Consider the following 20,001-nt stretch of genomic DNA (forward strand, 5'->3'; position numbering starts at 1 on the left):
CCGTTCTGGTGGTCCGCCTTCCGGCGGCCCTGAGAACTGCGCGTCAGACGAACGCAGGCCGCCCGCTGGGGCGGCCTTCGTGCGTTCGGGGGTCCGGTCGAGCGGGCACACCCCCGAAGGGATCACCATGATCAGGCTGTCCGCGATCACCCCGTCCGGCCCCGTCCAGCTGGGCAACTACCTCGGCGCCATCCGGCGGTGGGCCGCCGAGGGCACCGAGGAGGACGTCTACTTCATCAGCGACCTGCACGCCATGACGACGTCGCACAACCCGTCACGGCTGCGGTCGTTGACCCGGGAGCAGTTGGCGGTGCTCATCGCCGCCGGCGTGGACCCGCGGTCGGTGGCCGTGCAGTCCGACCTGGTCCGCGAGCTCGGCGCGTTGACGTGGGTGCTGGAGTGCACCTGCACGTACGGCGAGGCGGCCCGGATGATCCAGTTCAAGGAGAAGTCCGCGGGCCGGTCGTCGGTCCGGTTGAGCCTGCTCACGTACCCGGTGCTGATGGCGGCCGACATCCTGCTGCAGGGGGCGCACGAGGTGCCGGTCGGTGACGACCAGCGGCAGCACGTGGAGCTGGCCCGGGTGCTGGCGCGGCGGTTCAACGGCACCTACGGCGAGGTGTTCGTGATGCCGCGGTCCGTGGTGCCGCCGACCGCGGCGCGGGTGCGCGACCTGGCCGACCCGTCGCGGAAGATGGCGAAGACGGCGAAGGACGCGGCGGGCACGGTGTTCGTGCTCGACCCGCCGGACCTGGTGCGGCGCAAGATCCGGCGTGCGGTGACCGACGACCTCGGCGAGGTGCGTTACGCGCCGGTGGAGCAGCCCGGGGTGGCGAACCTGCTGGAGATCCTGGCCGCGTGCACCGGGAAGGAGCCGGCCGAGCTGGCGTCGTCGCTGTCGGACTACAACGAGTTGAAGGAGGTCACGGCGGACGCGGTGATCGAGGAGCTGCGCCCCGTGCGCGAGGTCACCCAGGGCCTGCTGGACGACCCCGCCGAACTGGACCGCGCCCGCGCCCACGGCGCCGAACGCTCCCGCGCCCGCTGCACCCACCGCCTGGACGCCGCCCTCCGCATGTCGGGCCTGGCCTGACCCGAGAGTCGAACGCTCAGGTCCCGAGAGTCGAACGTTCGCGACCCCCGAATTCAACGCTCAGGTTCGCCGGGCTTGTCCTGAGCGTTGAATTGAGAGGGCCTGAGCGTTCGACACTCGGGACCTGAGCGTTCGACACGCGCGGGTCAGGGGAGGTGGGAGAGGAGGGTCGGGAGGAGGACGCGGTCGGCGGGGAGCCAGTCGACGGTGGTCAGGGTGGCGGAGGTCAGCCAGCGGACGGCCTGGTGGTCGGTCGGGGTCGGGGTGCCGGAGGTCAGGGTGGCGGTGTAGGCGCGGAGGAGGAGGTCGGAGCGGAGGGGGATGTCCGGGCCGATCCCGGCACCCGGGGTGACGGTGACGGAGAGTTCCTCGGCGCACTCGCGGATGACGGCGGCGTGGTCCGTTTCGTCCGGTTCCACGCGACCGCCGGGCAGTTCCCACTTGCCCGCGGCGTCGGGCGGGTAGCTGCGCTGCTGGGCCAACAGGCGGCCGTTGTCGAAGATCGCGGCGGCTACCACCACGCGCGCGCTCAGGAGTTCGACGCTCCGAGCCGACACGGCCGCCGCACGCGCCTCCAGCACCTTGAGAGCCAGACCACGGCCCACCACGACGTCGGCCAGGCGACCGAACGGGCCACCGGGGCTCGACCACTCCACCGAGTCCACCACCATCGTGCCGCCACCGGTGTGCAACAGGTCCGTGACCAGCGTGAACCGCGGCAACGGCCCACCGACCAGCTCCGCCGACACACCCGTGGTGCCCGCCCGCGTCACGACCAGCGTCCCGGTCACCGGCCCCACCGACCCGGCCAGCCGCGCCCCCTCGAACAGCACCGGCGCGCCACCCGTGATCCGCACGCCCAGCCCGCGCACGGCCCGCGCCAGCAACCGGGCGTCCAACAACGCGGCGGCGACGGTCCGCAACGGGGCGTCGACCAGGGTGGTGTTCCTCAGCTCGGGCACGGTCGCACATCCTGTCAGCCGCACGTCACCGGTACAGCGGCCAGCGCACCTCCAGCCGCGCGCCGCCCTCGGGCGACTCCCCGGCCCGGATCGTCCCCCGCCGCCGACGCACGAGGTGCGCCACCAGCGCGAGCCCCAGCCCGAACCCGCCGGTGGCCCGCCCCCGGTCGGACTCGACCCGGTAGAAGCGGTCGAACACCTTCTCCCGGTGCTCCTCGGGGATGCCGTGCCCGTCGTCGTCCACCAGCAACCGCACCTCGCGGGCCGCCGGCAGCACCGAGATCCGGATGAACGTCCGGGCGTACCGGGCCGCGTTGCGCAGCAGGTTGTCCAGCACCAGCTCCACCTCGGTGCGCGCGGCGGAGATCAGGCACGCCGACATGGGCGCGGCCAGCTGCACGAGCAGCTCCGCCTCCCCCAGCCGGTCCACCGCGGCCTGCGCCTGCAGCACCAGGTCGACGGGCTCGGCGCGCGGCAGCTCGCCGGTGTCCGCGCGCGCCAGGATCAGCAACGCGTCCACCAGCGCGGACAGCCGCTCGGACTCCTCCACCACCGATTCCAGCACCTCGATGGAGAAGTCCGGGTCGGGGTGCGCCACCGCCACCTCGGCCTGCGCCCGCACGGACGTCACGGGCGACCGCAGCTCGTGCGCCGCGTCACCGGTGAACCGCCGAAGCCGCTCGGTGGCTTCGTCACGCCGGGCCAGCAACGCGTTCAGCGCCTCCGCAAGCGCTTGCAGCTCGTCCCGCGCGGCCGGCACGGGCAGGCGCTGCCCGCGCGGCAGCTCCGCCGCGGCCACCCGCATCCGCTCCACCGGCCGCAACGACGACCGCACCGCCAGCCACGTCGCGATCCCCACCAGGCCCGCGACCAGCACCGCGGCCACCGCCAGCCACCGCGTGCCGAGCTGGTTCGCCTCGCGGTAGCCGACCAGCGTGTCACCGGCCACGTGCAGCTCGGGCGTGCCGTCCGCGGTGAACACGACCCGGCCGATCCACCGGTGCGCGCTGGGACCGTCGATCCGCAGCACGGGTCCGCCCGCCTTGAGCACGCGGATCTCCGCCGCGGTCAGGTCGGGTCGCGGCCCGCCGTCCAGCGGGTTGCCGGCGGTGTCGAGCACGCGCACCCGCTCGGCCTTCGCCAGTTCCCGGTCCACCGCGCTGACCTGCACGTACCCGATGAGCTGCGGGGCCAGGAGGGTGAACGCGAGCAGGCACAGCAGGGCCACGCCGGTCGCCACCACGGTGATCCGGAACCGCAGCGTCCGCCGCAGCCACCACCGGCGCGGCCACCACCGGCCCAGGTTCACCTGCGCCTGGTCCCCGACGACGCTCCCAGCGCCGCGTCGAGGTCGGGCGTGGACGCCAGGTAGCCGTGGCCGCGCACGGTCCGCACCACCTCGCCCGCGCCCATCGCGTCGAGCTTGCGCCGCAGGTAGCCGACGTACACCTCGACCGCGTTGCGGGTGGCCGCCTGCTCGTCGCCCCACACGGTGCGCAGCAGCTCGTCCTTGGTGACCACGGACCCGGCCCGGCTGGCCAGCACGTCGAGCACGGCGTACTCGCGCGGCGACAGCGACACGGGCTCACCGGCCCAGCTGACCTCGCGCACGGCCCGGTCCACGACCAGCTCACCGAGCTTGAGGCGCCGCCGGGCGAGGTCCGCGGAGTTGCGCCGCAGCAACGCGCGCACCTGCGCGACCAGCACCACGAACGAGAACGGCTTCACCAGGTAGCCGTCGGCGCCGAGGTCGAGGCCGTCGGCCTGGTCGACCTCGCCGTCCTTGGCCGACACCATCAGCACGGGCGTGCGCACGCCCTCGGCGCGCATCCGCTGCAGGACCCGGTAACCGGACAGGCCGGGCAGCATGATGTCCAGCAGCACCACGTCGAACGCGCCGGTCAACGCCACCCGGAGGGCGTTCGGGCCGTCGGCGGCCGTCACCACCTCCATGCCCTCGGCGGACAGGCCGCGTTCCAACGCCCGTCGCACGCCGATCTCGTCGTCCACAACCAGCACCCGTGGTCTCACGCCCCACAGCATGCCCCGTGAGGAGGACAATCGGCGCGGGAGTCTCAGTGCGCTCTCAGCGTCCGGGCCGCTCTCAGCTCGATCTCAGGGCGTGCGGAGCAGTGTCTGGGGTGTCGGGTCGCAAGGGGCTGCCCGGTGGAGGAGGGACACATGAACCGGAGAAGGGTGACCGTCGTGGCGGCGGCGGTCGGCGTGGTCGCCGGCGCGACCGGGCTGGGGCTGCTCGCGATGCCCGCCGGCGCGGGGCCCGCACCGGTGCTGCCGGACGTGAGCGCCGAGGCGCTGGTCGAGTCCGTGCTCAACGCGAAGCCGGCCGCGTTCGGCGGCACCGTGGACGTGGACAACGACCTGGGCATCCCGGCCATCGCCGGCGTGCCGCAGCTGTCGGACGGCGCCAGCAACCTGCGGATCTGGACCGACGGCCAGGGCAAGGTGCGGGTGCAGCTGCCCGGTGGCGACTCCGAGCGCACGTTCGTCGACGACGGGCAGACCGCGTGGCTGTGGGACTCCGCCGAGCAGACCGTGACCAAGCTGCCGCACGGCTCGTTCGAGCAGGCGCACCCGGACCTGAGCGGTGAGCCGAAGGCCGCGCCGACGGACCCGGTGACGCTGTCCCGGCAGGTCGTGGCGGCGATCCAGGAGTTCAGCGACGTCACGGTCGACGGCACCGCGCGGGTGGCGAACCGGCCGGTGTACGAGCTGGTGCTGACGCCGAAGCCGACCGAGAAGACGGTGCTGCGCGAGGTGCGCGTCGCGGTCGACTCGGAGCTGCGGGTGCCGCTGCGGGTGGCCGTGCTGACCAACGGCACGGACGCGCCCGCCGCGCAGGTCGGGTTCTCCGAGCTGGCCGTCGGCCCGCAGGACGCGTCGCTGTTCGCGTTCACCCCGCCCGCCGGGGCGAAGGTGACCGAGCCGGAGGTCGACGCGCCGTCGGCGGAGGACAAGGCGGCGGCCGAGAAGGCGTTCACCGAGGCGAACCCGCAGGTCATCGGTGAGGGTTGGGACGTCGTGCTGGCCGCGCGCGTGCCGCAGGACGCCCTGGCGGGTCTCGCGGAGGCGCAGCAGCAGGGTCGGGGTCAGCGCGAGGGCCGCTTCCAGGACCGCGGCCAGGGCGAGGACGTCGACGTGCAGGGCCTGATCAAGCAGCTCGGCAAGCAGGTCAGCGGCTCGTGGGGGTCGGGCACGCTCGTCACCACGCGGGTCGGTGGCGTGCTGATCACCGACGACGGCCGGGTGGCCGCGGGCGCGGTGCCGGAGCAGGTGCTGGTGGACGCGATCGGCCAGGTCAAGTGACCACCTCGACCAGCGCGCGGGTGGAGTCGGCCACGGCCGGCTCCACCCCGGTCCTCGCCGCCCGGACGCGGGGACTGCGCAAGGTGTACGGGCGCACGGTCGCGGTGGACCGGGTGGACCTCGACGTGCCGCGCGGGGCGGTGCTCGGGATGCTCGGCCCGAACGGGTCGGGCAAGACCACCACGATCCGCATGCTGCTCGGGCTCGTGCGGCCGACCGAGGGGGAGGTCGAGCTGCTGGGGAAGGCGTTGCCCGACGGCGCCGCGCAGGCGTTGCCGCACGTGGGCGCGCTGGTCGAGGGTCCGGGGTTCCACCCGTTCCTGTCGGGGCGGGAGAACCTGCGGCGGGCGGCGGCGTTCGAGCCGCTGCTCGCCACGGGTGACATCAAGCAGGCCGTCGAGGACGCCTTGGAGCGGGTCGGCCTGGCCGCCGCCGCGCACCGGCGCTACCGGGGGTACTCGCTGGGCATGAAGCAGCGGCTGGGGCTGGCCTCGGCGCTGCTGGTCAAGCGGGAGCTGATCGTGCTGGACGAGCCGACCAACGGGCTGGACCCGGCGGGCACGCGCGAGGTGCGCAAGGTGATCGCGGACCTGCACGAGGCGGGCAGCACGGTGGTCGTGTCGTCCCACCTGCTCAGCGAGATCGAGGCGACGTGCACGCACGTCGCCGTGCTGCACCGGGGAACCGTGGTGGCGCAGGGCGAGCTGGCCGAACTGCTGCACGCGGACAGCAGCTCGCTGCTGGTCGTGACGCCGGACGTGGACGACGCGCTGAACGCGTTGCGCGCGGGCCGGATCTCGGCGCGGCCGATCCCCGCCGGTGGGACCGGCGACGGGACCGCTCAGGGCGTGCGCATCGAACTCATCGGCACGACCGCGCCCGTGGTGGTGGAGACGCTGGTGCGGGCGGGGGTCGCGGTGCACGAGGCGCGCCGGCACCGCACCGGGCTGGAAGACCTGTTCGCCCGGCTCACCGAGGCCGAGGAGTCCGAGCACAACCTGTCCGCGGTGGACACGATCGAGGAGGGTGCGCGATGAGCGCGCTGGTCGCCACGCGCGCTCCGCTGGGCAGGCAACTGCGCTCGGAGCTGCGCTGGATCCTGCGCCGGCCGCGGACGGTGATCGGGCTGGCGTCGCTGTGCCTGGTGCCGGTCCTGGCCGGGATCGGGCTGTGGTTCGCCGCGGACGGCGACGGCGCCGCCGGACCGGGGTTGGCCGCGATCATCGAGGGCAACGGCCTGGTGTTGCCGGTGTTCACGTTGTTCCTGGCCCTGCCGCTGCTGCTGCCGCTGGTGGGTGCGATCTGGGCGGCCGACGGGCTGGCGGGCGAGGCGCAGCACGGGACGTTGCGCGGGTTGATGATCTCGCCGGTGGGCCGGCTCAGGCTGCTGGGCATCAAGGCGTTCGGCGTGGCCACCATGACGCTCGTCGCGGTGACGCTGATCGCGGTGGTCGGTGCGATCACCGGCGTGGTGCTGTTCGGCGGCGAGGGGATGCTGACGCTGTCGGGGTCCACGCTGTCGTTGGGCGCGGCATTGGGGCGGATCGTGCTGACGATCCTGCTGGTCACCGTGCAGGTGTGGGGTGTGGCGGCGATCGCGATGGCGATCTCGGCGTGCACCGAGCACCCGTTGGTCGTGATGGCGGCGACGATGGCCGGCGTGATCGTGTTCGCCGTGCTGGGCGTGTTCAGCGCGTTGGACTGGCTGCACCCGTACCTCATCACGTCCGCGTGGGACGGGTTGATCGACGTGATGCGCGACCCGCTGCCGACCGAGCAGCTCTGGCGCAGCACGGCCTTGGCGGGGTGCTACGTGCTGATCGGGATGTCGCTGGCGGCAATGCGCTTGGCCACCAAGGACAGCTAGCCGACGATCGGGCCGTGGTCGGGGCGAACCGGTTGGTGCTGCGGGGGATCGCGCCCTCCGATGTGGACGATGTGGCCCGGTCGCCGGCCGAGCCGCGGGTGATGCGGTACATCGAGGACGGCAGGCCGGTGTCGCGGGACGACGTCGAGCGGGTCGTGCTGCCGGAGGGCGCGTCGGCGCTCGTCGGGCACGCGCGGGCGGTGAACGCGGGGTCGCGACGGGTGCCGGAGAAGGTCGGGCCGCGGCACGTGCGGACGTTCCACGAAGAGTGGCCCGAGTACGTCGAGGGTGCCGAACACGGTGATGTGGAATATGCCCTCGACCTCCATTCTGACACGTCGGAGGGAATTTCCGGCGCACTTCGGAACACCGAACCGAAATAGCCGCCGAAATGCGGTCGAAGCGTCATCACGATTACCGTGTTGGAAGTATCACCGCTGGTCAGCAGCTTGCGCACACAGACTTATCCGCCTAGCAAATCCTTTGCGCGACGGCCGCGTTACACCTTTGACTCCGATCGAGTGATCTCCTTCTCCAGTCGGTATCACCGCCCCTTTCCCGCCGTCCTCCTCGCGTGCCGCCGGCCCTGTCCGGCGGCGCAGAAGGAGGACTAGGCATGTCCACCAGACATCGGGGAGCGACGCTGCTCGCCCTGTCCGGCTTGGTGGGCGCCGCGGCGCTCACCGGCGCCACGGCGGCCACCGCCGCGGCCGACGCCCTGCCCATCTACGCCGTGCGCTCGGAGGGCCTGACCCAGGACCAGGCGACCGCCCTCCAGCGCGCGTTCGGCCTCAGGACCGTCGAGCGCACGCCCGAGGGCGTCGTCACGTTCACGGACGAGTCCCGGCACCTCAAGGTGCCCGGCATCGACCGCGGTGCGGGCACGCCCGACGAGAGCGGCCGGGCCACCACGCTGACCCAGCTCGACCTGACCACCATCCGGGGGCTGCGGGCCGTGCCCCTGGCCGACGCGACCAAGCGCGTCACCGAGGCGCTGCGCGGGGTCGGGCTGCTGCCCGCCGAAGCCACCGCGAGCGCGTCGTTCACGACGATCGACATCCACGACGCCAACGGCACCGCGGTCGTCAGCGCCCCGCTGGACACCACGGTCACGTTCGCGCTGCGGCTCGGCGGCCTGCCGCTGGAGGGGCCGGGCTCCAAGATCCGGGTCTCGCTGGACGGCTCGGGCGCCGTCACCCAGCTCACCTACGCCACCCGCGTCGTCACCGCCGTCGGCACCAAGCCGGTCCTGACCCTGGAGGACGGCCGGCGCGACTGCGCCAAGGCGCTGGGCGCCAACCCGCTGGGCTCGGTCGAGTACGCCTACGCCAACAACATGCTCGGCACCGGCACCACGCACCTGGAGCCGTACTTCCGCTGCCAGGCCGCGGAGACGGGCGAGTCGGCGCCGCTGATCTACCTGCCGGCCGTCGTCGGCAGCACGGCCCCGCCGCTCGACCCGAGCGTCCCGCCGCGCTCGGCGACCTCCTCCACCTCGCCCGACCTGGGCACGCGCTGGGTCACCCGGATCGACGTCGGCAGCTCCGGCACGGGCACGTGCCAGGGCATCCCGAGCATCCCCGCCGACATCACCGGCTTCAACAACCAGTTCACCAGCGCGGGCATCCCGGTGCAGTTCAGCTGGACCGGTGCCAACTCGTGGGAGCAGGACTTCAAGGACCCGATGTTCCCCGGCGGCCAGGACCACCTGTACGCCGATGACGTCGACATGACCTACTTCCGCGGGCTCGGCGGCCCGTTCGGCCTGTCCTTCGCCGGGTGCAGCTCCGTCTCCGACAACTACCTGCGCAACACCGAGGCGCGCTGGGGCAACCGGGACGCCGAGTGGATGAGCCTGCACACGCCCAACCTGCTCCAGCCGACCGCGAGCGGCCAGGCGTGGTGGCAGCGGTGGGGCCAGGCGTTCCGCGGGCTGCACCAGATCAACAGCTTCGAGACCGGCGTCGTGCAGTGCGGCGCGTTCGGCTCCCGCTACGGCGACTACCTGCTGCGCCACCGCCTGCCGGTGCTGCGGGCGTGGTCGCGGGCGGCGATCGACACCCAGCCGTCGTGGGTCCGGTGGGCGACCATGGGCCCGATCGGCACCTCGTGGATCGCGAACTTCAACGACCACTTCTGGGGCGCGGGCCCGGTCGGCCCGGACACGCTGCCCAGCGTCGGGTACTGGAAGATCTCCGGCCTGAGCTGACCGACCGCTGACGCGGGGGTCCCGGACCGGGGCCCCCGCGTCGGCGGGCGTCAGCCGATGACCGCGACCCCGTCGTGGTCGACGGCCAGCGTGACGTGGTCACCGGGTGACGGTGGCTCGGCGACCGGGGCCACGGCCTCGAAGTCGTCACCGCCCAGCCGCACGAGCAGCCGCACGTGGTCCCGGCGGTGGACGCGGGCCAGCACCTCCGCCCCGATCGGCCCGGCCGGGTCGACCCTCAGCGCCGTGGCGCGGAGGCCTACCCGGGCGTGGACGCCCACGAGGCGGTCGGCCTCGTCGGGGGCGAGGACCCGGCCGCAGCCCAGGAAGCGCGCGGTGTCCACGTCGGCCGGGTGCCGCCAGACCCGGGACGGTTCGCCGACCTGCACGATGCGACCCGCGCGCATCACCGCCACCCGGTCGGCGAGGGTGAACGCCTCGTCGTGGTCGTGGGTCACGACCAGCGCGGTGGCGCCCGCCTCGCGCAGCAGTCGGGCCAGGTCCAGGGCCAACTGCTCCCGCAACGCCCGGTCGAGGGCGGAGAGCGGTTCGTCGAGCAGGAGCAGCCTCGGGTGCGGCGCGAGGGCGCGGGCCAGGGCCACCCGTTGCTGTTCGCCGCCCGACAGCTCGGTCACCCGGCGGTCGGCGTAGCCGGAGAGGCCGACCAGCTCCAGCAGCTCGGCCACGCGGCGGTCGCGCGCCCGCCGGTCCACCCGGCGCATCCGCAGGCCGAACGCGACGTTGCCGGCGACGTCGCGGTGCGGGAAGAGCTGGCCGTCCTGGAACACCAGGCCGAAGCCGCGCCGGTGCACGGGCGTCCCGGCGAGGTCCGCGCCGTCCCACGACACGGTGCCGGCGGCGGGGCGCTCCAGCCCGGCCACGGTGCGCAGCAGCGTCGACTTGCCGCACCCGGACGGCCCGAGCAGCGCCACCACCTCGCCGTCCGCGATCGACAGGTCCACTTCGGACACGGCCGCCACCGGTCCGTAGTGGACGGTCAGGCCGGCCAGGCGCAACGACATCAGAACTCCCCGCCGCTCGGCACGCGCAACCGCTCGATCACCAGCACGGCCACCGCGGTCACCACCATCAGCAGCGCGCACGCCGCGTAGGCCATCTGGCTGTTCAACTCCCCCGGCCGCGACATCAGCCGCGCGATCACCACCGGCAACGTCGGCGCGTCCGGCCGGACGAGGAAGCTCGTCGCGCCGAACTCGCCCAGCGCCACCACGAACCCGAACCCGGCCGCCGCGAGCAACGACCGCGCCGCCAGCGGCAGGTCCACCTCGCGCCACACCCGCCACGGGCTCGCGCCCAACGTCGCCGCCGCCTGCCGCAGCCGTTCGTCCACGGCACGCAGCACCGGCAGCACGATCCGCACGACCAGGGGCGTCACCACCAGCGCCTGCGCCAGCGGCACCAGCAGCGGCGACGTGCGGAAGTCACCCGGCAGGGCGTCCATCGTGATCAGGTAGCCGAAGCCGACCGTCACGGCGGACACGCCCAGCGGCAGCATCAGCGCCGTGTCGAGGGTCTCGGCGAACCACGTCCCGTGCCGCCGCAGCCCGACCAGGACGACCGCCGAGGTGATGCCGACGACCAGCGCCACCAGGGTGGCGTCGGTGGCCGTGCGCAGGGAGTTCACCGCGGCGTCCAGTCCGGAGACCGCCAGCGTGCCGCGCTCCCCCGTGCCCGCCAACGCGGCGTAGCCCGCGAAGCTCCAGCCGTCGTCGGTGGCCAGCGACCGCGCCACCAGCCCCACGACCGGCGTCAGCAGCGCCGCCACCACCAGCCACGCCGCCGCGACCACGCCCCACTCGCCGCCGGTGGGCCGCCGGGCCGGCTCGACCCGCAGCGACAGGGCCCGCTCCCGCCTGCGCCGCGCCGCGCCGCCGATCACCAGCACCGCGATCACGGCGACGAACTGCACCAGCGACAACGCCGCCGCACCCGGCAGGTCGAACAGCTCCACGGTGCGCAGGTAGATCTCGGTCTCCACCGTGCGGTACCGCGCGCCGCCGAGCACCAGGACCGCGCCGAAGCTGGTGGCGCAGAACAGGAACACCACCGACGCCGCCGACCCGATCGCGGGCGCCAGCGACGGCAGCACGACCGAGGTGAACGCGCGGACGCGGGACGCGCCCAGGGCCCGTGCCGCGTCCTCCGCCCGCCGGTCGACCCCCGCCCACAGGCCGCCGACCGTGCGGGCGACCACGGCCACGTTGAAGAACGCGTTCGCCAGCACGATCGGCAGCACGCCGCCGTCGGGCCACAACGCCCGGAACGCCAGCCCCACCACCACGGTCGGCAGGACGAACGGCACCATCACCGCCGCCCGCACCAGGCCCGTGCCGCGGACCCGGCAGCGGGCCAGCAGGAACGCCACCGGCAGGCCCGCGACCAGCGCCAGCACTGTCGCCGCGGCGGCTTGGCCGAGGGTGAACGCGACCAGGTCCCAGGTGTCGGCGCGGGCCAGCACCGGCAGCACGCCGCCCTCGCCCACGCCGAGCGCGACGATCGCCACCACCGGCCACGCGAAGAACACGCCCAGGAACACCAGGGGCAGCAGGGCGGCCAGCGACCAGGCCAGGCGTGGGCTCAGGGCGCGTTTCAGCCCTGCACCAACGTGCGCCACTGCTGCACCCACCGCTCGCGGTTCGCGTCGACCTCGGCGGCGGGCAGCGACCGGGAGCCTGCGGGCAGCGGTGCGGCCTTCGTCCACGCCTCGGGCAGCGTGACGCCCTCGCGGGACGGGTAGACGTACATCTGGCCCGGCACGTCGGCCTGCACCTGCTCGCCGAGCAGGAAGTCCACGACCTTCCCGGCGTCGTCGGGGTTCTTCGCGCCGTTCAGCACGCCCGCGTACTCGACCTGGCGGTAGCACGTGTCCGGCAGCGCCTTGGTGCGCGGCGTGCCGTCGTCACCGATCTCCGCCGACGGCGACGACGCGTACGACACCACGATCGGCCGAGACCCCTTGCCGCTGGAACCGGAGAAGTCCTGCGTGTAGGCCTCTTCCCAGCCGCTGACGACCTTCACGCCGTTGGCCTTGAGCTGACCCCAGTAGTTCTGCCAGTTCTGCTCGCCGAACACCGCGATCGTGTTCAGCAGGAACGCCAGGCCCGGTGAGGACGTCGCCGGGTCCTCCACCACCAACATGTCCCGGTACTTCGGGTCGGCCAGGTCGGCGAGCTGCTTCGGCTCGCCGATGTCCCGGAGCGCGGCGACGTCGATGTTGAGGCACACGTCGCCGACATCGACGGCGTGCAGCCGGTTCGGCGGGTCGAGCTCGTAGCGCTGCGCGCCTTGCCGCGCCTCGGGGCTCGCGTACTCGGCGAACACGTCCTCCTTCAGCGCGCGCGAGGCGAACGTGGAGTCGACGCCGAACACGGCGTCGCCGATCGGGGCGTCCTTGGTCAGCACCAGCTTGTTCGTCAGCTCACCCGCGCTGCCGGAGGCGAGGGGCTTGATCGTGATGCCGGTGTCGGCCTTGAACTCCTCCAGCAGCTCGGGGCTGATCGCGAACGAGTCGTGCGTCACCAGCGTGACGACCCGCTCCCCCGGCGGCGGCGCGTCGGAGGTGGTGACCGAACAAGCGGTGAGCAGCGCGAACGCGCTCACGACGGGCAGCACTCGACGGAGCATCATCTCTCCCTACACCGGCATGACCCGGATCAGGTTGTACGGTCGAAGGCTCACGCGCCTTCCTCTCAGCCCGGCGCACCGGACTCCCGTGGCGAACGGGCAGCTTACCGCGCGCGGTGGCACGATCGGGGTCATGGCCGAACTGCTGACCGACGACCAGGTGACCGCCGCGCTGACCTCGTTGCCGTCCTGGCGGGCGCAGGACGCCGCACTGGTGCGCACGGTGGAGCTGGAGAGCTTCGCCCGGGCGCTCCAGGTGGTGAACCGGGTGGCGGAGATCGCCGAGAACGACAACCACCACCCCGACATCGACATCCGCTGGCGCACGCTGACGTTCCGGTGCAGCACGCACTCCAGCGGCGGGGTCACCGCGCTGGACGTGTCACTCGCGGAGGAGATCGAGTCGGTCCTCGACGTCTTCCCCTGACCGCCGCGCCACCCGCCCGCGCAGCACGACGGCGATCGTGACGAGCGTGAGCACGCCCACCGCCGGGTACACCCAGCCCAGCGCCGAGTAGTACCAGGGGCGCGGGATGACCCAGATCGACGGCTGGGCCTTGAGCAGGAACGAGATCAGGTAGCTGCCGATCGCCACCAGCCACGCCACCGCGGTGACCGTCGCGAGCCGGTGCCTGGCCGAGTGGACGAGCCACAGCAGCGCCGGTACCGCCCACACCCAGTGGTGGCTCCACGAGATCGGGGAGACCAGCAGGCCGAGGAACTGCACGGACACGATCATCGCCAACGTGTCCCGCGCCTTCACCGAGGCGTGCAGCGCGAACCCGGTGAGCACGGCCGCGACCGCCACGGCGGCCAGGAAGACCGGCCCCGTGCCGATGTCGTAGCCGACCGTGCGGGACAACGCGCCGCGCAGCGACTGGTTGATCGCCGAGCCGACCGGTCCGACCCGCGAGGCGTCGCCCAGCAGGTGGAACCAGTACTGGTTCGACAGGCTCGGCGAGATCGCGTACGCCACCGCGACCGTGCCGAGGAACGCGGCGATCGACCACGCGGCGGCCCGGTAGCGGCGCACGACCAGGAAGTAGAGGCCGGAGATCGCGGGCGTGAGCTTCAACCCGGCCGCGATCCCGACGCCCGCGCCCTGCGCCCAGCTCCGCGCGCTGACCATCGTGCCGAGCAGGAGGGCGGCCAGGACCAGGTTGACCTGGCCGTAGTTCAGCGTGGTGCGGACCGGCTCGACCCACACGAACAGGCCGGTCCACAGCATCGCGCGACGCGGGTCGTCGCTGCCGACGAGCTGGAGGGACTTGCGCGTGACGAACCACAGGCAGGCCAGGCAGGCGAGCTGCCAGACCCAGCGGGCCACGCCCCACGGCACCCACGACAGCGGCACGAAGACGAGCGCGGAGAACGGCGGGTAGGTGAAGGGGAGGGCGAACTGGTCGGAGAACTCCTTGAGCCGCCAGTCGTAGAGGAAGCCGGTGAACAGCTCCGGTGAGGCGTTCCGGTAGACCATCAGGTCGACCATGGTCATCTTCGTCTGGAACGCCACCATCGCCAGGTGGCCGAGCAGGGACAAGCCCAGCACCCACGGCGCGACGGTGAGCACCCGCTGCTCGAGTGTGCGCAGTCCCACTGCCCTTACCTCCACGATCGTGTGAATTACACGACTGTCGGGCCACGAAACGGGGTACCCGGACGTCAAGACGAGTGGGAGATCAACGCAAGGGGATAATTCGCATGACCACCGACATCGTCGTTTTCACCGTCTCCGCCCTGGGCATGCTGGCCACCGCGGGGGGCGTCTTCGCCCTGGCCCGCCACAGCCGCAACCAGGTGCGCTGACGCCTGGAGCACAGTACCTCGGGGCGGTGCGTCGAACGCACCGCCCCGAACTCTGTTCCGGCCCCCGCGACTCGCTGCACGTCACCGTGCCGTTCGAGATCGACATCGACCCGGCGAAGCTCATGCCGTGACGCCCCGTCGGCGGTGCACGCCGGTCAGGTTCAGCCCCTTGGCCGCTCCGCCGCCTTCCGCGTGGCCGACCGCACCGGTGGCCAGGGCGATCACCACGTCGGCTTCCGCCGGCAGGGCCAGCGCGCGCTCCTGCTCGTCGGTCGACCTCGGGGTCACCGCCATGTTCCCGGTGCCACCAACGTGGTGGCAAGATCAGACGTTGAAGCGGAACTCCACGACGTCGCCGTCGGCCATCACGTAGTCCTTGCCCTCCATGCGGACCTTGCCGGCGGCCTTCGCGGCGGCCATGGAGCCGGCTTCGACCAGGTCCGCGAACGAGACCACCTCGGCCTTGATGAAGCCCCGCTCGAAGTCCGTGTGGATCACGCCGGCCGCCTGCGGCGCGGTCGCGCCCCGGGGGATGGTCCAGGCCCGCGACTCCTTCGGGCCGGCGGTCAGGTAGGTCTGCAGGCCGAGGGTGTGGAAGCCGGCCCGCGCCAGGGCGTGCAGGCCCGGCTCGTGCTGGCCGATCGACTCCAGCAGCTCGCGGGCGGACTCCTCGTCCAGTTCCAGCAGCTCCGCCTCGACCTTGGCGTCGAGGAACACCGCGTCCGCGGGCGCCACCATCTCGCGCAGCTCCTTGAGCTTCGCCTCGTCGGTGAGCACGCCCTCGTCGGCGTTGAACACGTACAGGAACGGCTTCGCGGTCAGCAGGCTCAGCTCGCGCAGCAGCTCGCCGTCCACTTCGGACTGCGCGGCGAACAGCGTGCGCCCGCCGTCGAGGACCTCGCGCGCCTGCTGCGCCGCCTCCAGCGCGGGACGGCGGTCCTTCTGCGTGCGGGCTTCCTTCTCCAGCCTCGGGATCGCCTTCTCCAGCGTCTGGAGGTCGGCCAGGATCAGCTCGGTGTTGATCGTCTCGATGTCGGCGGCCGGGTCGACGCGACCGTCGACGTGGATCACGTCGGAGTCGTCGAACACCCGGATGACCTGGCAGATCGCGTTGGCCTCGCGGATGTTGGCGAGGAACTTGTTGCCCAGGCCCGCGCCTTCGGACGCACCCTTCACGATGCCCGCGATGTCGACGAACGACACCACCGCCGGCACCTCGCGCTCGGAGCCGAAGATCTCCGCCAGCTTGCCGAGGCGGGCGTCCGGCAGCGGCACCACGCCGACGTTCGGCTCGATGGTCGCGAACGGGTAGTTCGCCGCCAGCACGTCGTTGCGCGTGAGGGCGTTGAACAGGGTGGACTTGCCGACGTTGGGCAGGCCGACGATACCGAGGGTCAAACTCACGGTGGGTGAGTCTACGCGCCCACGACGCCGTGTCCGATTCCCGCGAGCCACACCCTCCCGCCGCTGGCAGAGTGGGGTGCATGCTCCTCGACGACGAACGCGCCTACCGGGCCGTCGCCGCCCGCGACGCCCGCTTCGACGGGTGCTTCATCCTCGCGGTGCGCACGACCCGGATCTACTGCCGACCGTCCTGCCCCGCCGTGACGCCGAAGCGCCGCAACGCCGAGTTCTACCCGACCGCCGCCGCCGCCCAGTCCGCCGGTTACCGGGCGTGCCGGCGGTGCCTGCCCGACGCCGTGCCCGGCTCGCCGGAGTGGAACCTGCGGGCCGACCTGGCCGCCCGCGCCATGCGCCTGATCTCCGACGGCGTGGTGGAGCGCGAGGGCGTGCCGGGGCTGGCGGCGCGGCTGGGCTACTCGGAACGGCACCTGACCCGCGTGCTGACCGCGGAGCTGGGCGCGGGGCCGTTGGCGCTGGCACGCGCGCACCGCGCGCACTCCGCGCGGTTGCTGATCGAAACGACCGACCTGTCGTTCGCGGACATCGCGTTCGCGGCCGGTTTCGCCAGCGTGCGGCAGTTCAACGACACGATCCGGGCGGTGTTCGCGGCCACGCCGTCGGCGATGCGCTCGGCCCGTGCCGCGACGGGCACCGCGGGCCGCATCACGCTGCGCCTGCCGTACCGGCCGCCGTTCGACGCGGCGGGCCTGCTGGCGTACTTCCGCGCCCACGCGATCCCGGGCGTGGAGCACGTGGCGGACGGTTCCTACGCGCGGTCGCTGCGGCTGCCGCACGGGCAGGCGACCGTGCGGCTGGAACCGGCGGACGGGCACGTGTCGTGCTCGCTGCGGTTGACCGACCTGCGCGACCTGGGCAGCGCGGTGAGCCGGGTGCGGCGGCTGCTCGACCTGGACGCGGACCCGGTGGCCGTGGACGACTTCCTGTCCGCCGACCCGGCGTTGCGCCCGTCCGTCCTCGCCCGGCCGGGCGTGCGGCTGCCGGGCAGCGTCGACGGCGCGGAAACCCTGCTCCGGGCCCTGGGCCACGACGAGCGGGGCGAGGCGCTGGAGCACCCGGACGGACCGGTGACGCACCTGTACCCGGCGCCGTCGGCGATCGACTCGCCGGTGGCGCGGGCGGTGGCGGACGGCACGTTGCGGGTCGACGTCGGCCGTGACGCGGACGAGCTGCACGCCGAGCTGTCGGCGTTCCCCGGCATCGGCCCGCAGGTCGCCTCGTACGTCGTGATGCGCGTGCTCGGCGCCCCTGACATCCCATTGACCAGCGACAACATCGCGTGGCGCCCGTGGCGCTCGTACGCCGCGATGCACTTGAGGAGGACCGCGTGAGCACCGGCCACGTGTCGACCGTCGACACCCCGATCAGCCCTTTCACCGCCGTCGTCGCCATGGACGGCGCGGTCCTGGCCAGCGGCTGGACCGCGGACGTGGACGACCTGCTGCCGCAGGTCTCGCCGTCGCTGCGGCCGACGACCCTGGCCCACCGCCGCGACCTGGGCGCGGTGACCAGGGCCGTGCGCGCCTACCACGCCGGTGACGTGGACGCGATCGTCGACATCCCGGTGCGGCAGCGCGGCGGGGAGTTCGTGCAGCGGGCCTGGGACGCGCTGCGCACGGTCCCGGCGGGCAAGCCGGTCAGCTACGCCGACCACGCCCTGCTGGCCGGCCGCCCGTCGGCGATCCGCGCCGCCGCCACCGCGTGCGCGCGCAACGCGGCCACCTTGTTCGTGCCGTGCCACCGCGTGGTCCGCACGGGCGGCGCCATCGGCGACTTCCGCTGGGGCGCCGACGTGAAGCGGTGGCTGCTCGCCCATGAATCGCGGGTCGCGTGACCGTCGTACACGGTATCAATGGGGCATGGAAAGACGTCGGCCGCGCACTCCCCGCATCGCAGTGCGAAAGCTCCCACGTGGGCGATCCCCGCTCGCACGACCGGCAACCCAGAATCGGAACCTTCTCCGCGAGATCGCGGTACAACTGCCGGCGCTGATCACAGCCTTGGCCGCGATAGGAGCGCTGGTCTTCACCCAGCAATCACTTCGCGCGACGCAGGAACAACTGATCATCAGCCGGAACGGCCAGTCGTCAGAGCGCTTTACGAAAGCGATCGAACAGCTGGGCAACAAGGAATCGATCGACGTGAGAGTCGGCTCGATCTACGCTCTCGAAAGACTGGCGAAGGACTCCGGGACCGACCGGCCAGTGATCATGGAGGTACTGGCCAACTTCGTCCGGACGAGAAGTCCCGCCGTTCAGCAGCCGGATGGGACGTATGCCTGCGCATCGGAGGATCGGGTACCCGCGGACATCGAGGCGGCAGTCGTGGTGATCGGCCGGCGTGACCGCGGCAGGGACGAGAACTTCGTCGACCTCGGACGATCATGCCTTCGCGTACGTGGCGCGAACCAAGCCGACTTCAGTCAGACAATCCTGTACCACTCCGACTTCACCGGAGCCTCCCTGAAACAAGCACGTTTCGTGGGCACTACCGTCCAGCACGCGCGGTTCGACCATGCGATACTCTACGGCGCCAATTTCAGTGGAGTCACCGGAGACGGTGCATCGTTTCGGTTGGCATCCTTGCCCAATGCTACGTTCGATCGGGCAGATCTTCGTGGAGCCGACTTCACCGGGGCCTACGTCGGCGATTCTTCGTTCGACGCGTCCGTGGTGACCGGCACGAAATTCGAGGCAGCCGACCTGACGAGGGTCGACTTCTCGAAGGCCATCAGCTGACGATGGCACGACCACCGTCACCCGCCCGCGATGGGGCGGGGCGGCGGTGTGGGACGACCACGCCCCACGCCACGGGCCTGGTCGGGCGGTGAAGATCAGTCCTCGCCGCGAGGGCGGGGCCGGCGCGGGGGGCGGCCGCCTTCGCGCGGCGGGGCGGGGCGGCGGGGGCGGTCCGGGGAGGTCGACGGCGGCCGGGGGCGCTTGGGGCGGTCCTCGTCGGTCGGTTGGGTCGGGCGGCGGCGGTCGGCCGGGGTGTCGGCGCGACGGTCGGCCGGGGCGTCGGCGCGGTCCGGCCTGGGGCGCTTCTTCGGGCGGTCCTCCGGCTGCTCGGAGCGGTCGGCGGGACGGTCGGCGCGGTCGGCGGCGCGGCGCGGTTTGTCCGGCTTGCGCCTGGCCTCGCGCTTCTCGTCCTTGGTCAGCCGGTTCGGGTCCTTCTGCGTCGTCACCCGGACGATGCCGATGATCACCGTGCACGCGGTCGTGATGGCCATGGCCGGGAAACCGTCGATCAGCGGCTTGCCGAGCGTGAGCCCGATCGACGCCAGGCCGCCGCTGCCGGGCATGCCCTGCGTCAGCACGACCAGGATCGGCACCACGATCGCCAGCACCAGCGGCGGCTGGACGATCGGGCCGAACATCGAGCGCCGCTCGACGAACACGACCGCGCCGACGCAGCCCACGAAGAACGTGACGGCGAACACCCAGCCCACGGTGTGCGCGGCCGAGTTGACGTCGACGAACGTGCCGACGATGGCCACCACGAAAGCGATGAGCACCGCCGCCCACCAGGGCAGACCCCGGAAGCTGCCGAACATGGCGCGGTCGTTCCAGCGGACGGCGGTGTACTCGTCGTCCTCCGGCTCGCTGCGCGAGTCGTCACGCGTTGCAGCGGTCACGCACACGCTCCTAGTTCGGCTCAGTTCCGACACACTCTA

General features: G+C 72.6%; 20 protein-coding genes. 10 read left to right on the plus strand and 10 right to left on the minus strand.

Annotated elements, in window-relative coordinates; all coding sequences use genetic code 11:
- Nucleotides 1-127 precede the first annotated feature (127 nt).
- Nucleotides 128-1,093: a tryptophan--tRNA ligase gene (gene trpS, locus FHX81_RS17125; protein ID WP_141979122.1), complete on the plus strand. Its 966-nt coding sequence runs from the start codon at nucleotides 128-130 to the stop codon at nucleotides 1,091-1,093.
- A gap of 146 nt (nucleotides 1,094-1,239) precedes the next feature.
- Here trpS and FHX81_RS42055 read toward each other — a convergent pair whose 3' ends face one another.
- From FHX81_RS42055 to FHX81_RS17140, 3 genes are read right to left on the minus strand one after another with little or no spacing between them, the layout of a single operon-like run.
- The gene (locus FHX81_RS42055; protein WP_246107858.1) at nucleotides 1,240-2,055 is read right to left on the minus strand and encodes an NUDIX domain-containing protein; all 816 of its coding nucleotides are present in this window, start codon (nucleotides 2,053-2,055) and stop codon (nucleotides 1,240-1,242) included.
- A 25-nt stretch (nucleotides 2,056-2,080) separates the two neighbouring features.
- On the minus strand, nucleotides 2,081-3,364 hold the full coding sequence (locus FHX81_RS17135; RefSeq protein WP_246107859.1) for a sensor histidine kinase: 1,284 nt from the start codon (nucleotides 3,362-3,364) through the stop codon (nucleotides 2,081-2,083).
- On the minus strand, nucleotides 3,361-4,098 hold the full coding sequence (locus FHX81_RS17140) for a response regulator transcription factor (RefSeq protein ID WP_141979123.1): 738 nt from the start codon (nucleotides 4,096-4,098) through the stop codon (nucleotides 3,361-3,363). The genes FHX81_RS17135 and FHX81_RS17140 overlap by 4 nt, the downstream gene beginning before the upstream one ends.
- 138 nt (nucleotides 4,099-4,236) lie before the next feature.
- Between FHX81_RS17140 and FHX81_RS17145 the strand changes: the two genes are divergently transcribed.
- From FHX81_RS17145 to FHX81_RS17165, 5 genes are all read left to right on the plus strand, one after another.
- Nucleotides 4,237-5,379: a LolA family protein gene (locus FHX81_RS17145; RefSeq protein ID WP_141979124.1), complete on the plus strand. Its 1,143-nt coding sequence runs from the start codon at nucleotides 4,237-4,239 to the stop codon at nucleotides 5,377-5,379.
- The gene (locus tag FHX81_RS17150) at nucleotides 5,376-6,416 is read left to right on the plus strand and encodes an ABC transporter ATP-binding protein (RefSeq protein WP_141979125.1); all 1,041 of its coding nucleotides are present in this window, start codon (nucleotides 5,376-5,378) and stop codon (nucleotides 6,414-6,416) included. Before FHX81_RS17145 ends, FHX81_RS17150 begins: the two co-directional genes overlap by 4 nt.
- Entirely contained in the window at nucleotides 6,413-7,246 is an 834-nt protein-coding gene (locus FHX81_RS17155) for an ABC transporter permease (protein ID WP_141979126.1), read from the plus strand. The genes FHX81_RS17150 and FHX81_RS17155 overlap by 4 nt, the downstream gene beginning before the upstream one ends.
- Before the next feature lie 14 nt (nucleotides 7,247-7,260).
- Nucleotides 7,261-7,629 (plus strand): GNAT family protein, encoded by a 369-nt coding sequence (locus FHX81_RS17160; RefSeq protein ID WP_141979127.1) that lies wholly within the window; start codon nucleotides 7,261-7,263, stop codon nucleotides 7,627-7,629.
- 233 nt (nucleotides 7,630-7,862) lie between these two features.
- Nucleotides 7,863-9,455: a DUF6345 domain-containing protein gene (locus tag FHX81_RS17165; protein WP_141979128.1), complete on the plus strand. Its 1,593-nt coding sequence runs from the start codon at nucleotides 7,863-7,865 to the stop codon at nucleotides 9,453-9,455.
- A gap of 50 nt (nucleotides 9,456-9,505) precedes the next feature.
- On the opposite strand, the gene FHX81_RS17170 is transcribed toward FHX81_RS17165, so the two are convergent.
- From FHX81_RS17170 to FHX81_RS17180, 3 genes are read right to left on the minus strand one after another with little or no spacing between them, the layout of a single operon-like run.
- Nucleotides 9,506-10,477 carry an ABC transporter ATP-binding protein gene (locus FHX81_RS17170; protein WP_141979129.1) on the minus strand — a complete coding sequence of 324 codons (972 nt, stop codon included), beginning with the start codon at nucleotides 10,475-10,477 and terminating at the stop codon, nucleotides 9,506-9,508.
- Entirely contained in the window at nucleotides 10,477-12,090 is a 1,614-nt protein-coding gene (locus tag FHX81_RS17175) for an ABC transporter permease (protein ID WP_425473827.1), read from the minus strand. Before FHX81_RS17175 ends, FHX81_RS17170 begins: the two co-directional genes overlap by 1 nt.
- A complete protein-coding gene (locus FHX81_RS17180; RefSeq protein WP_141979130.1) occupies nucleotides 12,066-13,100 on the minus strand; it encodes a thiamine ABC transporter substrate-binding protein in 1,035 nt (344 codons plus the stop codon). The genes FHX81_RS17175 and FHX81_RS17180 overlap by 25 nt, the downstream gene beginning before the upstream one ends.
- A gap of 133 nt (nucleotides 13,101-13,233) precedes the next feature.
- Between FHX81_RS17180 and FHX81_RS17185 the strand changes: the two genes are divergently transcribed.
- On the plus strand, nucleotides 13,234-13,527 hold the full coding sequence (locus FHX81_RS17185) for a 4a-hydroxytetrahydrobiopterin dehydratase (protein WP_141979131.1): 294 nt from the start codon (nucleotides 13,234-13,236) through the stop codon (nucleotides 13,525-13,527).
- On the opposite strand, the gene FHX81_RS17190 is transcribed toward FHX81_RS17185, so the two are convergent.
- The 3 genes from FHX81_RS17190 to ychF form a co-directional block, all read right to left on the minus strand.
- Nucleotides 13,483-14,697, minus strand: coding sequence for a mannosyltransferase (locus FHX81_RS17190; RefSeq protein WP_141979132.1), 1,215 nt, complete (start codon nucleotides 14,695-14,697; stop codon nucleotides 13,483-13,485). The two genes, FHX81_RS17185 and FHX81_RS17190, sit on opposite strands and share 45 nt — an antisense overlap.
- Nucleotides 14,698-15,026: 329 nt before the next feature.
- On the minus strand, nucleotides 15,027-15,200 hold the full coding sequence (locus tag FHX81_RS40585) for a hypothetical protein (protein WP_170232079.1): 174 nt from the start codon (nucleotides 15,198-15,200) through the stop codon (nucleotides 15,027-15,029).
- Nucleotides 15,201-15,230: 30 nt separating this feature from the next.
- The gene (ychF, locus tag FHX81_RS17195; protein WP_141979133.1) at nucleotides 15,231-16,310 is read right to left on the minus strand and encodes a redox-regulated ATPase YchF; all 1,080 of its coding nucleotides are present in this window, start codon (nucleotides 16,308-16,310) and stop codon (nucleotides 15,231-15,233) included.
- An 80-nt stretch (nucleotides 16,311-16,390) separates the two neighbouring features.
- Here ychF and FHX81_RS17200 point away from each other — a divergent pair, with 80 nt between their 5' ends.
- The 3 genes from FHX81_RS17200 to FHX81_RS17210 all read left to right on the plus strand — a co-directional run bounded on the left by FHX81_RS17200 (nucleotide 16,391) and on the right by FHX81_RS17210 (nucleotide 19,066).
- Nucleotides 16,391-17,659, plus strand: a complete 1,269-nt coding sequence (locus tag FHX81_RS17200) for an AlkA N-terminal domain-containing protein (RefSeq protein ID WP_141979134.1) — start codon at nucleotides 16,391-16,393, stop codon at nucleotides 17,657-17,659.
- On the plus strand, nucleotides 17,656-18,162 hold the full coding sequence (locus FHX81_RS17205) for a methylated-DNA--[protein]-cysteine S-methyltransferase (protein WP_141979135.1): 507 nt from the start codon (nucleotides 17,656-17,658) through the stop codon (nucleotides 18,160-18,162). The genes FHX81_RS17200 and FHX81_RS17205 overlap by 4 nt, the downstream gene beginning before the upstream one ends.
- Nucleotides 18,163-18,328: 166 nt before the next feature.
- Nucleotides 18,329-19,066: a pentapeptide repeat-containing protein gene (locus tag FHX81_RS17210; protein WP_170232080.1), complete on the plus strand. Its 738-nt coding sequence runs from the start codon at nucleotides 18,329-18,331 to the stop codon at nucleotides 19,064-19,066.
- 95 nt (nucleotides 19,067-19,161) lie between these two features.
- On the opposite strand, the gene FHX81_RS17215 is transcribed toward FHX81_RS17210, so the two are convergent.
- Entirely contained in the window at nucleotides 19,162-19,962 is an 801-nt protein-coding gene (locus FHX81_RS17215) for a DUF6542 domain-containing protein (RefSeq protein WP_141979137.1), read from the minus strand.
- Nucleotides 19,963-20,001: the final 39 nt, after the last annotated feature.

This window comes from Saccharothrix saharensis, from assembly GCF_006716745.1.
Lineage (GTDB): Bacteria > Actinomycetota > Actinomycetes > Mycobacteriales > Pseudonocardiaceae > Actinosynnema > Actinosynnema saharense.

Excerpts from the sequence above, each read along its gene's own strand:
- FHX81_RS17145 (WP_141979124.1), top strand. The coding sequence starts at position 4,237 with ATGAACCGGAGAAGGGTGACCGTCGTGGCGGCGGCGGTCGGCGTGGTC.
- FHX81_RS17155 (WP_141979126.1), top strand. The coding sequence starts at position 6,413 with ATGAGCGCGCTGGTCGCCACGCGCGCTCCGCTGGGCAGGCAACTGCGC.
- trpS (WP_141979122.1), top strand. The coding sequence starts at position 128 with ATGATCAGGCTGTCCGCGATCACCCCGTCCGGCCCCGTCCAGCTGGGC.
- FHX81_RS17140 (WP_141979123.1), bottom strand. The coding sequence starts at position 4,098 with ATGCTGTGGGGCGTGAGACCACGGGTGCTGGTTGTGGACGACGAGATC.
- FHX81_RS17165 (WP_141979128.1), top strand. The coding sequence starts at position 7,863 with ATGTCCACCAGACATCGGGGAGCGACGCTGCTCGCCCTGTCCGGCTTG.
- FHX81_RS40585 (WP_170232079.1), bottom strand. The coding sequence starts at position 15,200 with ATGGCGGTGACCCCGAGGTCGACCGACGAGCAGGAGCGCGCGCTGGCC.
- FHX81_RS17185 (WP_141979131.1), top strand. The coding sequence starts at position 13,234 with ATGGCCGAACTGCTGACCGACGACCAGGTGACCGCCGCGCTGACCTCG.
- FHX81_RS17170 (WP_141979129.1), bottom strand. The coding sequence starts at position 10,477 with ATGTCGTTGCGCCTGGCCGGCCTGACCGTCCACTACGGACCGGTGGCG.
- FHX81_RS17180 (WP_141979130.1), bottom strand. The coding sequence starts at position 13,100 with ATGCTCCGTCGAGTGCTGCCCGTCGTGAGCGCGTTCGCGCTGCTCACC.
- FHX81_RS17200 (WP_141979134.1), top strand. The coding sequence starts at position 16,391 with ATGCTCCTCGACGACGAACGCGCCTACCGGGCCGTCGCCGCCCGCGAC.